The sequence below is a fragment of the Nonomuraea sp. NPDC049421 genome, assembly GCF_040677005.1.
GTDB classification, from domain to species: Bacteria; Actinomycetota; Actinomycetes; order Streptosporangiales; family Streptosporangiaceae; genus Nonomuraea; species Nonomuraea salmonea.
On sequence record NZ_JBFAQA010000010.1, the window covers coordinates 260,050 to 273,691 of the forward strand.

A 13,642-nucleotide genomic window follows, 5' to 3' on the forward strand; every position below is an offset into this window, starting at 1 on the left:
GGATGACCCCTGGTCGATCCCGGGGACACCCCGACCTTTGACCCGCTGTGCGCGTAAGGGTAGTTTCGCTTCCACAATCCAGAATTCACTTTCCACTATATGGAAAAGGAGGAGGCCCATGGAGATCACCGGCCCGATGCTCGACCGGTTCGACGAGATCCTTACGCCGGAGGCGCTCGCGTTCGTGGCGACTCTCCAGCGGGAGTTCGGCGCGCGGCGGCTGGAGCTGCTGGAGGCCCGCCAGGCCAGGCAGGCGGAGCTGTCGGCGGGCGGCACGCTCGACTTCCCGCCGGAGACCAAGGAGGTCAGGGAGGGCGAGTGGCGGGTCGCGCCGCCGGCGCCCGGCCTGGAGGACCGCCGCGTCGAGATCACCGGGCCGGTCGACAAGAAGATGACCATCAACGCGCTCAACTCGGGCGCGAAGGTGTGGCTGGCCGACTTCGAGGACGCCAACTCCCCGCTGTGGGAGAACTGCGTGGCCGGTCACCTCAACCTGCGTGACGCGCTCGACCGCACGATCGACTTCGAGACCGGCGGCAAGACGTACGCGCTCAGGCCCGACGACGAGCTGGCCACGGTGGTCGTGCGCCCGCGCGGCTGGCACCTCGACGAGAAGCACGCCCTGGTCGGCGGGAAGCCGGTGTCGGGGTCGCTGTTCGACTTCGGGCTCTACTTCTTCCACTGCGCGCAGCGGCAGATCGACAAGGGCAAGGGCCCCTACTTCTACCTGCCGAAGATCGAGTCGCACCTGGAGGCGCGGCTCTGGAACGAGGTGTTCGTCAGGGCTCAGGAGCTGCTCGGCATCCCGCAGGGCACGATCAGGGCGACGGTGCTCATCGAGACGTACCCGGCGGCGTTCGAGATGGAGGAGATCCTCTACGAGCTGCGCGAGCACTCGGCGGGGCTCAACGCGGGCCGGTGGGACTACCTGTTCAGCGTGATCAAGAAGTTCCGCACGCGGGGGCGGGAGTTCCTGCTGCCGGAGCGCAACGCGGTGACGATGACGGCGCCGTTCATGCGCGCGTACACCGAGCTGCTGGTGCGCACCTGCCACAAGCGGGGCGCGCACGCGATCGGCGGGATGGCGGCGTTCATCCCCTCGCGGCGCGACCCCGAGGTCAACGCGGTGGCGCTGGAGAAGGTGCGGGCCGACAAGACGCGCGAGTCCAACGACGGCTTCGACGGCTCGTGGGTGGCGCACCCCGACCTGGTGCCGATCTGCCGCGAGGTGTTCGACGGGGTGCTCGGCTCGCGGCCCAACCAGCTCGACCGGCTGCGCGAGGACGTCGTCGTCTCGGCGGCCGAGCTGCTCGCGGTGTCGGACACGCCGGGCGAGATCACCGAGGCGGGCCTGCGCAACAACGTGGACGTCGGCCTGCGCTACCTCGCCGCCTGGATGGGCGGGCAGGGCGCGGCGGCCATCCACAACCTCATGGAGGACGCCGCCACCGCCGAGATCTCGCGCTCGCAGATCTGGCAGTGGATCCACAACGACATCACGCTGGCCGACTCGGGCGAACAGGTGACGAAGGAGCTCGTGGAGCGGATCATCGGGGAGGAGCTGGCCAAGATCTCCGGGGAGCCGGGCTACGACGAGGGGCTGTTCCGGCAGGCGACGGAGCTGTTCAAGCAGGTGGCGCTGGACGACGACTTCGCGGAGTTCCTGACCCTTCCGGCCTATGCTCAAATGCCATAAAGAAGCGTACAAAGGGGGTCGGTGATGGAGACGCTGATCGCGGCACTGCGCTCGCTGCTGCCTCACGACGCGGTGATCACCGATCCCGTACGCCTGCGCACGTACGAGTGCGACGGCCTGACCTACCACCGCGCCACCCCCGGCGTGGTCGTGCTGCCGGAGACCGCCGAGCAGGTCGCCGCCGTGGTGCGCCTGTGCAACGAGCACGGCGTGCCCTTCGTGGCCCGCGGCTCGGGCACCGGCCTGTCGGGCGGCGCGCTCCCCCGCGAGGACGGCGTGCTCATCGTCACCTCGAAGATGCGCGCGATCCTGGAGATCGACCTGCCCAACCGCAGGGCCGTGGTGGAGCCGGGCGTGACGAACCTGGCCATCACCGAGGCCGTGCGCGCCCAGGGCTACTACTACGCTCCCGACCCCTCCAGCCAGCAGGTCTGCTCGATCGGCGGCAACGTGGCGGAGAACTCGGGCGGCGCCCACTGCCTCAAGTACGGCTTCACGGTCAACCACGTCGAGGCGTGCGAGATCGTCACCCCCGACGGCGACCTGGTCACGCTCGACCGCATGGACCCCGGCTACGACCTGCTGGGCGCGTTCATCGGGTCGGAGGGCACGCTGGGCATCGCCACCAAGATCACCGTACGGCTGTGCCGCGCGCCGGAGGCGGTCACCACGGTGCTGGCCGCGTTCGAGAGCATCGAGCAGGGCGGCAGGGCGGTGTCGGCGATCATCGGCGCGGGCATCGTGCCCGCCGCGATCGAGATGATGGACGCGCTCGCCATCGAGGCGGCCGAGGCCGCGGTGGCCTGCTCCTATCCCGAGGGCGCCGGCGCGGTGCTCATCGTCGAGCTGGACGGGCCTGCCGCCGAGGTCGAGCGGCAGTTCGCGCGGCTGCGGGAGATCTGCTCCGAGGCGTTCGAGCTGCGGGTGGCGGCCGATCCGGCGGAGCGAGCCGCGATCTGGAAGGGCCGCAAGTCGGCGTTCGCCGCCGTGGGGCGGATCAGCCCGGCGTACATCGTGCAGGACGGCGTGGTGCCGCGCACGTCGCTGCCGGCCGTGCTGGCGGCCATCGACCGGCTGTCGGAGGAGCACGACATCAGGGTGGCCAACGTCTTCCACGCCGGCGACGGCAACCTGCATCCGCTGGTGCTGTTCGACGACGGCGACCCCGGCGCGGGCGAGCGGGCCGAGGTGGTGTCGGGGGCGATCCTCGACCTGTGCATCGAGCATGGCGGTTCGATCACCGGCGAGCACGGCGTGGGGGTGGACAAGTCGCGGTACATGCCGAAGATGTTCAGCGCCGACGACCTCGACACCATGCAGCTGGTCCGCTGCGCGTTCGACCCCGAGGGGCTGGCGAACCCGGGCAAGGTGTTCCCCACCCCGCGCCTGTGCGGCGAGGTGCCGGGGAAGCGCAAGGGCGTGCACCCGCTGGTCGAGTCGGGGAAGGCGGAGCAGTTTTGAGCGACACGATCGGCGGGGTCACGACCCGGCAGGCCGGGCCGGACGACGCGGTGGCCGGGGTGCGGCCCCGCTGGGTGGTGCTGCCGGAGAGCGTCGAGGAGATCGCGGCCGTGCTGCGCGCCTGCGCGGAGCGGGACCTCGCGGTGGTGCCCGCCGGCGGCGGCACGAAGCTGCACTGGGCGCCGCCGCCCGAGCGCTGCGACGTGCTGCTCGACATGTGCTGCATGAACGAGGTGCTGGAGCACGCGGCAGGCGACCTGGTGGTGCGCGCCCAGGCCGGGGTGACGATGGGCGCGCTGGCCGGCGTGCTCGCGGGAGAGGGGCAGGAGCTGGCGCTCGACGTGCCGTTCGCCGAGGACGCCACGGTCGGCGGCACGCTCGCCACCGGAGGGCCGGCCGGGCCGCGCGCGTTCCGCTACGGCACCGCCCGCGACCTGCTCATCGGCATCACGGTGGTGCTGCCCGACGGCACGATCGCCCGCTCGGGCGGCAAGGTCGTCAAGAACGTCGCGGGCTACGACCTGGGCAAGCTGTTCACCGGCTCGTACGGCACGCTCGGCGTCATCGCCGAGGCCACGTTCCGCCTGCACCCGCTGCCACCCGGCCGCCGCTGGGTGGTCGCCCGCCTGGACGATCCCGCGAAGGCGACCGGCCTCGCGGCCTCGCAGGCCGAGCCGAGCGCGGTCGAGATCGACAGGCCCGCCCCCGACGCGCCGATCACGCTCGCCGCGCTGGTCGAGGGCACGGCGGCGGCCGGCAGGGCGGCGACGCTGCGCGACGAGATCGGCGCGGGCGAGATCACCGAGGAGCCGCCGCCGTGGTGGGGGCGCATCCTCGCCGACGAGGTGCTGGTCGAGCTGCGGTTCCCGCCGGCGGCGACGGCAGCGGTGCTCGACGCGGCCGGCCCCACCGGCATGGCGTTGCGCGGCTCGCCGGTGCGCGGGCGGCTGCTGCTGGAGTCGGCGCAGGCGACGGAGGAGGGCGAGCTGGCCGCCGCCGTGACGCGGCTGCGGGCCGAGGTCGAGGCGGCCGGCGGGCGGGTGCACGTGCTCGCGGCGCCGTACGCGAAGGTCGACAGGTGGGGGCAGGTGGGTTCGCTGCCGTTGATGCGGCGGGTCAAGGAACGGTTCGATCCCGGTCGCAGGATGTCTCCAGGCCGGTACGTGGGAGGCGTGTGACGTGGACCCCGAGCTGATCAACGACTGCGTGCACTGCGGGTTCTGCCTGCCGGCGTGCCCGACGTACGCGCTGTGGGGCGAGGAGATGGACTCGCCGCGCGGCCGCATCCACCTGATGAAGCAGCACGTCGAAGGCACCCCCGTCACGCCCGAGATGGCCGGGCACTTCGACGCCTGCCTGGGCTGCATGGCCTGCGTGACGGCGTGCCCCTCGGGGGTGCGCTACGACCGGCTGATCGAGCAGACCAGGGTGGAGGTGGAGCGGCAGCACGTACGCGAGCCGCAGGAGCGCGCCGTGCGCGGCATCGTCTTCAACCTGTTCCCCTATCCGCGCAGGCTGCGCATGCTGCGCCCGACGATGGGGCTGGCCAGGCGGTTGGCGCCGTTCCTCGACCGGGCGAACCCGAGCCTGGGCGCCATGGCGGCGCTGGCGCCCCCCGTCGAGCGGCGGCAGCGCCTGCCGCGCCTGGTCAGGGCCAGGGGCGAGCGCCGCGCCACGGTGGGGATGCTCACCGGGTGCGTGCAGCGGGAGTTCTTCCCGCAGGTCAACGCGGCCACCGCGCGGGTGCTCGCGCTGGAGGGCTGCGACGTCGTGGTGCCGCCGGAGCAGGGCTGCTGCGGGGCGCTCAGCGTGCACTCGGGGCTCGACCGGCAGGCGGGGCGGCTGGCGCGCAGGACGGTGGAGGTGTTCGAGCGGGCCGGGGTGGACACGGTCGTGGTCAACGCGGCGGGCTGCGGCTCCACCATGAAGGAGTACGCCGAGCTGCTCGGTCGCGAGCCGGGGTTCCGGGTCATGGACCTGTCGGAATATCTGGCCGAGCTGGGCCCGGTGGCCAAGCGACACCCGCTGCCGCTCACGGTGGCCTACCACGACGCCTGCCACCTGGCCCACGCCCAGGGCGTGCGGGCGCAGCCGCGCGAGCTGCTGGCCGGCATCCCCGACCTGGAGGTGCGCGAGATCCCCGAGTCGGCGATCTGCTGCGGCTCGGCGGGCACGTACAACCTGCTGCAGCCGCAGGCCGCGCGCGACCTCGGCGACAGGAAGGCGGCCTCGGTGCGCACGACGGGGGCCGAGCTGCTGGTGTCGGCCAATCCGGGGTGCACGATGCAGATCGCCGCGGCGATGAAGCGGGCGGGCACCGACATCAGGGTCGCCCACACCGCGGAAGTGCTCGACGCCTCCCTGCGCGGGGTCACGCTGTGAGCGTCCAGTCCGTGGAGCGGGCGCTCGACGTGCTGGAGGCGCTGGCCGAGCACGGGGGCGAGGCGGGGCTGTCGGAGATCGCGGCGCGTACGGGCCTGCCGTACGGCACGATCCACCGGCTGCTGCAGACGCTGCTGTCGCGCGGCTACGTCCGGCAGGAGTCCGACCGCCGGTACGCGCTCGGCGGCGGGCTGGTCCGGCTGGGCGGCATCGCGGAGAGCATGGTGGGGGTGTGGGCGCAGCCGTACCTGACGAAGATGGTCGAGCTGTCCGGCGAGACCGCGAACCTGGCCGTGCTGGAGGGCGACTTCGTCGTCTACGTCGCGCAGGTGCCTTCGCCGCGCAGGCTGCGGATGTTCGCCGAGGTGGGCAGGCGGGTGCTGCCGCACAGCACGGCGGTGGGCAAGGTGCTGCTGGCCGGGCGGCCGGCGGCGGAGGCGCTGGCGGTGTTCGAGCGCACCGGCATGCCGCGCCGCACGCCCAACACGATCACCGAGCTGCCCGCCATGCAGGCCGAGCTGGAGGCGGTCGGCAGCCGGGGCTACGCGCTCGACCTGGGCGAGGAGGAGCTGGGCGTGCACTGTCTCGCGGTGCCGGTGCGGGACGGGAGCCGGGTGGTCGCGGCCATGTCCGTCTCGGGCCCCGCCGAGCGGATCGACGCGCTCGACCGCGACGAGCTGGCCGCGGGCATGCGGGAGATCGCATCGCAGTTCGGTGACGAGCTGGGACCGATCGCCGACTGAACGATATTCTGTTGCGCTATGAGCAACAGCACGTCGGTCCAGTCGGTCGATCGTGCCATCGCGATCTTGGAGATCCTCGCCCGCGACGGCGCCAGCCGGGTCACGGACCTGGCGACCGAGCTGGACGTACACAAATCCACCGCCTTCCGCCTGCTGTCGGCCCTCGAACAGGGCGGGCTCGTCGAACAGAGCGGCGATCGCGGGCGCTACCGGCTCGGGTTCGGCGTCGTGCGGCTGGCCGGCGCGGCCACCGCCCGCCTCGACCTCTCGGGCGAGAGCCGCCCCGTCTGCCTGCGCCTGGCCGAGGAGATCGGCGAGACCGTCAGCGTGGCGGTGCCGCGCAACGGCGACGCGGTCAACATCACCCAGGTGCGCGGCCCCGCCGCCATCAGCGGCCACAACTGGGTCGGCCAGCGCACCCCCTCGCACGCGACCTCCAGCGGCAAGGTGCTGCTCGCCTTCGGCGCGCTGCGGCCGCCCGCCGAGCTGGAACGCTACACGCCCAACACCATCACGTCGGCCGACGAGCTGGGGCTGGAGGAGATCAAGGAACGCGGCTGGGCCACCGCCGTCGAAGAGCTGGAGGTGGGGCTCAACGCCGTCGCCGCGCCGATCAGGGGCTCCGACGAGTCCGTGGTGGCGGCCGTCAGCGCGTCGGGCCCGTCGTACCGGCTGACGCAGGACCGGCTGCCCGAGGTGGGGGCGACCCTGGTGGCGGGCGCGAACGAGATCAGCCAGCGCATCGGCTATTACGGTTGAGACATGTGTAGAAGCATCAAGACCCTCCGCCCGCCGTACACCGAGAGCGTGACAGAGGAGGACGTGCGGGCGGCCGCGCTGCAGTACGTCAGGAAGATCTCCGGCTTCCGCGCGCCCGCGGCGCACAACGCGGAGGCGTTCGACCGCGCGGTCGAGGCGATCACCAGGGCGTCGGAGGAACTGCTCGGAGCGCTGCAGGTCCGCGGGAGCCGTTGACAGGTCCTGCGCACGGGATCAGTGTCCCGGTATGACCCCTTAGCGATCCCAGGAGCTCCCATGATCAGCGGGTTGTACGAGGGACAGGACGGCGACTCGCGGCTGGCGCTCCGCGTCGACGTCGACGGGCCGCGGCCGACCGGGCGGGTGAGCGGTGACCTGTTCACCGTGGCGGGCGCGACCACCTCCTACGCGGGCTCGTTCGTGGTGCACGCCCCCGACGTGCGCGACGGGCTCATCCACGGGCGCGGCGACTTCACCTTCGGCGTGCCCGACCGTGACGTGCGGGTCGAGCTCGCCGACGGGGCGGGCAGTGCCGTGGTGGCGGGGCGGGCGTACCCGGTGGTGTTCGCCTCCCCCTATTTCCGCAGCGTGCTGCTCGAACAGGACTCCGTGGTCGAGTCCGTGCCGTTCGCGTCGTACCGGACCGGCACGCTGCCGGGACCGGCCGCATCGCCCGACAGGGAGCTGTCGGTGGCGGCGGCGTACGCGGAGGCCGGCGTGGAGCTGCGGGTGACCGGGCCCGAGGTGATCCCGGTCGATGGCTCGGGCGCCGACCTGGCGTGGGACGACGCCGAGCTGCACCACGCGATGACCCGGCACTTCGGCGCGTTCGGCGACGCGCCCGCCTGGCGGGTGTGGCTGCTGGTGGCCGGCAAGCACGTCGGCGGCTACCGGGGCATCATGTTCGACTACGACGACGCGCACCAGCGGCAGGGCTCCGCGGTGTTCTACGACGCGATCAAAGGGGACACGCCGGAGGCGCGGCGGGCGCAGCTGCGCACGTACGTGCACGAGCTCGGCCACGCCTTCAACCTGCTGCACTCCTGGCAGAAGAACCTCGCCGGCCCGCCCCAGCCGCTCGGCCCCGACGGCGGCTTCGGTGACCTGTCGTGGATGAACTACGCGTGGAACTACCGTCCGGGTGGCGAGCCCGCGTACTGGGCGGCCTTCCCCTTCCAGTTCACCGACGCCGAGCTGGTGCACCTGCGGCACGGGTTCTACCGCGACGTCGCCATGGGCGCGAACGCCTTCGGCCGGGGCGCCGCCGAGATCGACCCCTTCGAGCGGCCGGTCGAGGACCACTCCGGGTTACGGCTGGAGCTGCGCGCCAAGGAGTCGTTCGAGCTGGGCGAGCCCGTCGTGCTCGAGCTGAAGCTGTCGTGCGCGGGCGAGCCCGTGACCACGCACGGCCACCTGCACCCCGACACCGAGTTCACCCAGGTCTCGATCACCCGGCCGGACGGCTCGACCGTGCTGTACCGGCCGATGATGCGGCACTGCGTGGACGACTCGACCGACGTCAGGCTCGATGCGGGCAACCCGGGGATGTACCGCAGCGCGTACGTCGGGCACGGCCGCGACGGGCACTACTTCCAGCAGCCGGGCGAGTACCAGGTGCGGGCCCAGTACATCGCCGCCGACGGCTCCCGCATCGTCTCCGCCGCCTGCCCGGTCAGGGTGCGCCTCCCGGTGAGCCGCGCCGACCACGAGGTGGCCGAGCTGATGCTGGGCGAGGAGCAGGGCAAGCTGTTCTCGCTGCTCGGCTCCGACGCGCCCGAGCTGCGCGCCGGCAACCTGGCGCTGGACGAGCTCATCAACCGGCACGGCGGCCACCCGCTGGCCGTCTACGCCCGGCTGGTCAAGGGGCTCAACGCCGAGCGGGAGTTCAAGGAGCTGACGCCGGGCGGGCTGCGGGTCCGGCCGCCCGACCCCAAGCAGGGCATCGAGCACCTCGGCCAGGTCGTCCGCGCGGGCGGCATCGACAACATCACGCTCAACCTGGCGATGCGCCGCCTGGCCAGGGCCGAGGCGCGGCAGGGCGACCTCATCAAGGCGAACGCCGTCATGGACGCGATGGTCGCCACGTTCCAGGCGAAGGGCGTCAACCCCATCGTCATGGGACAGATCCGCCGCCAGGCCGAGCTGACGAAGTCGGCGCTCAGCGCCGAGGCGCCCTGACACCGGCGGTCAAGCCGCCCGCAAGGTGATCTCCCTACTGTGGCCGTGTTCCCCGGCTTCTGACATGGGAGGACCGAGTGCTTTCACCTCAGCGGCGTGCCGCCGTCAACGTGCTGCTGCCGTGGCTCTTCGCCAGACAGGTGTTCAAACCCCAGGTCGGTACGGGGAAGAAGGACCGGCTGCTGGACCGGCTCGCGTTCTGGCGGTCGGCGACCGGCCTGGTGATGATCGTGATCGCGACGTCGAACTACCAGCACATCGTGTTCATCTCGGGCAGCCTCGGGCTGAAGGTCGTGCAGAGCGGCGTGATCGCGCTGCTCCTGCCGCCGCTGGCGTTCGTCGTCCTGCTGCTCGTGACCCGGCCCGGCCTGCGCGGCACGCTCATGCCCGGCGCACGGCGGCTGCTCGCCCGCGCGGGGCTCGCGGTGGCGGTCGTCGTGCTGCCGTTCGTCACCTGGTCCTTACTGGTGGCGGCCGGCGACGGCACCGTCGCGATCTCGCTCCCGGACGCCGGGGTGGGGACGTTGTTCCTCATCCTGCTGTCCCCGCTGCTCTTCCTCTGGTTCTGGTGCTTCTGGGGCTGCACGCTCTACTGGGCGGCGCGCACCGGGCTGTGGAGCGCCGAGCTGCACCCGCTGCTCGCGCCGGTCGGCACGACGGCCGTCATGCTGCTGGTCACCGGTCTGGAGCTGAGCGAGGGCGACGCCAAGGGCGTGCCGTTGTGGCTGTGGCTGACACTCAACCTCTGCGGGGTCGTCTCGTCCCTGACGCTGGCCGTGCTGGAGTACCGGCACCTGCGCAAGTCCGGTCACCGCTGGCGCGAGGGGCCTGATCAGTGCTCGCGTACGACGGGGGCGCCGCCCGAGCAGACGATGGTCAGCTCGACCTCCTCGCCCTCGTCCGGCTCGAACTCCACCTTCGCCTCGCCCGCAGGCCCCGGCTCGACGCCGTCCACCTTGTAGTCCTGGGCCGGGCTCCACGAGCGCAGCGTGACCAGGCCGCCGTCGCAGGAGGCGATCACCGTGCCGCCCGCGCTGCGGATCAGCCGGCTCTGCCCGGTCTGCGTCGCCGCGGGGGCAGGGGTGGCGGCGCTGCGGGTGGTGGCAGTGGCCAGCTCCGCGCGCACCTCCTCGGGGCCGAGCACGTGGCTGTCGGAGCCGGTCAGTCCGTTGCCGAGCAGGCCGAGCACCGCCACGGCCGCGCCGGTGGCGGCGATCGCGGTGGCGGCCCAGGCCGCGACTAGTCTCTTCATCCCGATCAGGTTCTCCCCTGTCCGGCTAACGCCAGGTTAAGGCGACGCTAAGGCTGCTCAAGGCAGGGCAGGAAAGCGTCTACGTTCTTCGTATGGCCGACATCCTGCTCATCGAGGACGACGTGGCGATCCGTACGGCGCTGAGCCGGGGGCTGCGGGAGCTCGGCCATGCCGTCTCCTCCTCCCCCACCGCCATGGACGGGCTGCGCTTGGCCGTCCAGGACCGGCCCGACCTGATCGTGCTCGACCTCGGGCTGCCCGACCTCGACGGCGTGGAGCTGCTGCGCATGCTGCGGGCGGTCAGCCGGGTGCCGGTCATCGTGGCCACCGCCCGCGACGGCGACGCCGAGATGGTGCCCGTGCTCGACGCGGGCGCCGACGACTACGTGGTCAAGCCGTACAGCGCGGCGCAGCTCGACGCCCGGGTGCGGGCCGTGCTGCGGCGCGCGGGCGGCTCCGCCCCCGAACCGCTGGCGGTGGGCGCGCTGCGAGTCGATCCGCGGGCCCGTACGGCGACGCTCGACGGCACGCCGCTCGACCTGACGCCGCGCGAGTTCGACGTGCTGCACTACCTCGCGGCCCGGCCCGGCGAGGTGGTGACCAAGCGGGAGCTGCTGACCGAGGTGTGGCAGCTGCCGTACGGGGGCGCCGACAAGACCGTGGACGTGCACCTGTCGTGGCTGCGCAGGAAGCTGGGCGAGACCGCGGCCGAGCCGCGCTACCTGCACACCGTGCGCGGCGTCGGCGTCAAGCTGGTCGAGCCGTCGTGAGGCGCTGGCTGGCGCTGCTCGTCGCGGCCACCACCTCGCTCGTGCTCATCGCGCTGCTGGTGCCGATGGCGCTGCTGATCCGCGCCGTGGCCGAGAACGGCGCGATGAGCAGGGCCACCGCCGCCGCCGAGTCAGTCGCCGTCGCCGTGGGCACGCCCGATCTGCCGCTGACGGTCGAGCAGGTGTCGCGTCCCGTGACCGTGTTCCTGCCCGACGGCACCACCGTCGGCTCGCCGGCCCGCCGCTCCGACGCCGTCCGCCTGGCCGCGACCGGCCGCAGCGTCACCGCCGCCGCGCCCGGCGGCAGGGAGGTGCTGGTCTCGGCGCAGTCGCCCGGCGGGACGGCGGTGATCAGGGTGTTCGTGCCGGACGACGAGCTGGGGCGCGGCGTGCGCGAGGCGTGGCTGGCGCTGCTGCTGATCGGGCTCGGTCTGGTGGTGCTCGGCATCGTGCTGGCGGACCGGCTGGCCCTGGCCGTCACCCGGCCCGTGGACGGCCTGGCCAGGGTCTCCCACCGGCTCGCGGGCGGCGACCTGACCGCGCGGGCCGAGCCGGGCGGGCCGCCCGAGGTGCGCTCGGTCGCGCTCGCGCTCAACCACCTCGCCGGACGCATCGACGAGCTGCTGGCCGCCGAGCGGGAGTCCGTGGCCGACCTGTCGCACCGGCTCCGCACGCCCCTGACGGGCCTGCGGCTGGACGCCGAGTCGCTGCGCGACCCGGAGGAGGCGGCCCGCGTCCAGGCCCGCGTGGACGCGCTGGAGCGCGCGGTGAGCGCCGTCATCACCGAGGCCCGCCGCCGCACCGCCGGCCGCGAGTCGTGCGACGCGACGGCCGTGGTGGGCGAGCGGGTGCGCTTCTGGTCGGTGCTGGCCGAGGACCAGGGACGCGAGGTCACGGTCACGCTGCCGGACGGCGCCCTGGAGGTGGCGGTGGGCGCCGAGGAGCTGGCCGCGTGCGTGGACGCCCTGCTCGGCAACGTCTTCGCCCACACCCCTGAGGGCGTCGCGATGTCCGTACGGCTGCGTCCGCACCGGCCCGGCGCCCTGCTCACCGTCGAGGACACCGGCCCCGGCTTCGGACCGGCCCTCCTTGAGCGCGGCATCAGCGGCGCCGGCTCGACGGGCCTGGGCCTCGACATCGCCCGCCGCACCGCGGAGTCGACGGGCGGCGGCCTGACCGTCGCCACCGGGGACCGCGGCGGCGCCCGCGTCGACCTCCTCCTCGGCGCCCCCTGAAGCGTCTTCTCACCGCCTTAACCATCGTTTAGCGCGCGGTTACCGGGGGTCGCGGTTTCGTAGGGGCATGCGAATCACAAAGAAGCTTCTCGTGGCCGGTGCCGGTGTCGTCTCCCTGATCGCGTGCGGTGGCGCGGCGTACGCCACCGCCGCGACCGCTGCCGAGGCCGCCGCGCCCGCCGCCCCCAAGGTCACCGCCGAGCGGGCCATCGAGATCGCGCACCAGCAGGTGCCGGGCGCCTGGGTCAGCGAGCTCGACTTCGACCGCAACGGCACCGCCGCCGACGTCTGGGAGCTGGAGCTGGTCAAGGGCTCCCAGCGGCACGAGGTGAAGGTGGACGCCGCCTCGGGCAAGGTCGCCAAGTCCGAGGTGGACAACAACAACGACGACCGGGACGACAACGACGACGACGACTGATTCTCCGCACCTTCCTGTGGCGCCGGCTCACCCCCACGGTGGGCCGGCGCGCTCATGCGGTCAGCAGGAGTCCAGGATGCCCTTCATGGCATCCTTCTCCGCGGAGGTCACCCAGACCCCGTACTTGGCCTTCACGTCGATCTGGCGGGCGATGTAGGCGCACCGGTACGCCTTGCGCGGCGGCAGCCAGGTGGCGGCGTCGGAGTCGCTCTTCTGGCCGTTCAGCGGGCCGTCCACGGCGAGCAGGTTCAGCGGGTCGTTCGCGAACTCCTTGCGCTTGGTCGCCGACCACTGCTGGGCGCCCTTCTGCCAGGCGTCCGACAGCGGCACCAGGTGGTCGATCTGGACGGCGCTGCTGGTGGTCTGGCCGCGCTTGAACGTGATGGTCTTGCCGCTGTAGGGGTCCTCCAGGGTGCCGGTCAGCACGATGCAGTCGTGGGTGCCCGACTTGAACGTCTCGTCCTCCATGTCGCGCTTGAGGATGTCGTTACGGGTGTCGCAGCCGTTGCGGTCGACGTCGGACCAGGCCGGGCCGAACTTGTCGCGGTCGAAGCCGGTCTTGGGCGCGCGGCCCTTGACCTCCAGCTCGCCGAGCTTCTTCTTCGCGTCGGCGACCGCGGCGGAATCGGGCTTCGCGTCCGAGACCCCGCCGCTCGACCGGGCCTCCAGTCCGCCGCACCCGGCCAGCATCGTCACCGTGGCCAGGCCGGCCATGAACGCCCGTACGCGCACGCTTGCTCCCCAGACT

The 13,642-nt window shown here is 72.6% G+C and carries 13 protein-coding genes; 12 read left to right on the forward strand and 1 reads right to left on the reverse strand.

All coding sequences use genetic code 11. The annotated features are described in order from the left end of the window. Positions 1 to 118: 118 nt before the first annotated feature. The 12 genes from aceB (at position 119) to AB0K18_RS19770 (ending at position 12,894) form a co-directional block, all read left to right on the forward strand. On the forward strand, positions 119 to 1,696 hold the full coding sequence (gene aceB, locus AB0K18_RS19715; RefSeq protein ID WP_364915834.1) for a malate synthase A: 1,578 nt from the start codon (positions 119 to 121) through the stop codon (positions 1,694 to 1,696). A gap of 24 nt (positions 1,697 to 1,720) precedes the next feature. Next, positions 1,721 to 3,157 (forward strand): FAD-linked oxidase C-terminal domain-containing protein, encoded by a 1,437-nt coding sequence (locus tag AB0K18_RS19720; RefSeq protein ID WP_364915836.1) that lies wholly within the window; start codon positions 1,721 to 1,723, stop codon positions 3,155 to 3,157. Next, complete coding sequence (locus AB0K18_RS19725) at positions 3,154 to 4,335, forward strand: FAD-binding oxidoreductase (protein ID WP_364915839.1); 1,182 nt, start codon at positions 3,154 to 3,156, stop codon at positions 4,333 to 4,335. The genes AB0K18_RS19720 and AB0K18_RS19725 overlap by 4 nt, the downstream gene beginning before the upstream one ends. 1 nt (position 4,336) lies before the next feature. Further along, the gene (locus AB0K18_RS19730) at positions 4,337 to 5,539 is read left to right on the forward strand and encodes a heterodisulfide reductase-related iron-sulfur binding cluster (protein WP_364915840.1); all 1,203 of its coding nucleotides are present in this window, start codon (positions 4,337 to 4,339) and stop codon (positions 5,537 to 5,539) included. Further along, the gene (locus AB0K18_RS19735) at positions 5,536 to 6,282 is read left to right on the forward strand and encodes an IclR family transcriptional regulator (protein ID WP_364915843.1); all 747 of its coding nucleotides are present in this window, start codon (positions 5,536 to 5,538) and stop codon (positions 6,280 to 6,282) included. Before AB0K18_RS19730 ends, AB0K18_RS19735 begins: the two co-directional genes overlap by 4 nt. A gap of 18 nt (positions 6,283 to 6,300) precedes the next feature. Beyond that, on the forward strand, positions 6,301 to 7,041 hold the full coding sequence (locus AB0K18_RS19740; RefSeq protein WP_364915846.1) for an IclR family transcriptional regulator: 741 nt from the start codon (positions 6,301 to 6,303) through the stop codon (positions 7,039 to 7,041). A gap of 3 nt (positions 7,042 to 7,044) precedes the next feature. Continuing rightward, positions 7,045 to 7,257: a DUF2277 domain-containing protein gene (locus AB0K18_RS19745; protein ID WP_345398997.1), complete on the forward strand. Its 213-nt coding sequence runs from the start codon at positions 7,045 to 7,047 to the stop codon at positions 7,255 to 7,257. A gap of 60 nt (positions 7,258 to 7,317) precedes the next feature. Continuing rightward, positions 7,318 to 9,219, forward strand: a complete 1,902-nt coding sequence (locus AB0K18_RS19750; protein ID WP_364915849.1) for a hypothetical protein — start codon at positions 7,318 to 7,320, stop codon at positions 9,217 to 9,219. Between the two features lie 77 nt (positions 9,220 to 9,296). Next, on the forward strand, positions 9,297 to 10,181 hold the full coding sequence (locus AB0K18_RS19755) for a hypothetical protein (RefSeq protein WP_364915852.1): 885 nt from the start codon (positions 9,297 to 9,299) through the stop codon (positions 10,179 to 10,181). Between the two features lie 382 nt (positions 10,182 to 10,563). Then, positions 10,564 to 11,241, forward strand: coding sequence for a response regulator transcription factor (locus tag AB0K18_RS19760; RefSeq protein WP_364557919.1), 678 nt, complete (start codon positions 10,564 to 10,566; stop codon positions 11,239 to 11,241). Beyond that, a complete protein-coding gene (locus AB0K18_RS19765) occupies positions 11,238 to 12,476 on the forward strand; it encodes a HAMP domain-containing sensor histidine kinase (protein ID WP_364915855.1) in 1,239 nt (412 codons plus the stop codon). Before AB0K18_RS19760 ends, AB0K18_RS19765 begins: the two co-directional genes overlap by 4 nt. Before the next feature lie 67 nt (positions 12,477 to 12,543). Beyond that, a complete protein-coding gene (locus AB0K18_RS19770; protein ID WP_364915858.1) occupies positions 12,544 to 12,894 on the forward strand; it encodes a PepSY domain-containing protein in 351 nt (116 codons plus the stop codon). A 60-nt stretch (positions 12,895 to 12,954) separates the two neighbouring features. On the opposite strand, the gene AB0K18_RS19775 is transcribed toward AB0K18_RS19770, so the two are convergent. After that, positions 12,955 to 13,626, reverse strand: a complete 672-nt coding sequence (locus AB0K18_RS19775) for an HNH endonuclease family protein (protein ID WP_364915861.1) — start codon at positions 13,624 to 13,626, stop codon at positions 12,955 to 12,957. Between the last annotated feature and the right edge of the window lie 16 nt (positions 13,627 to 13,642).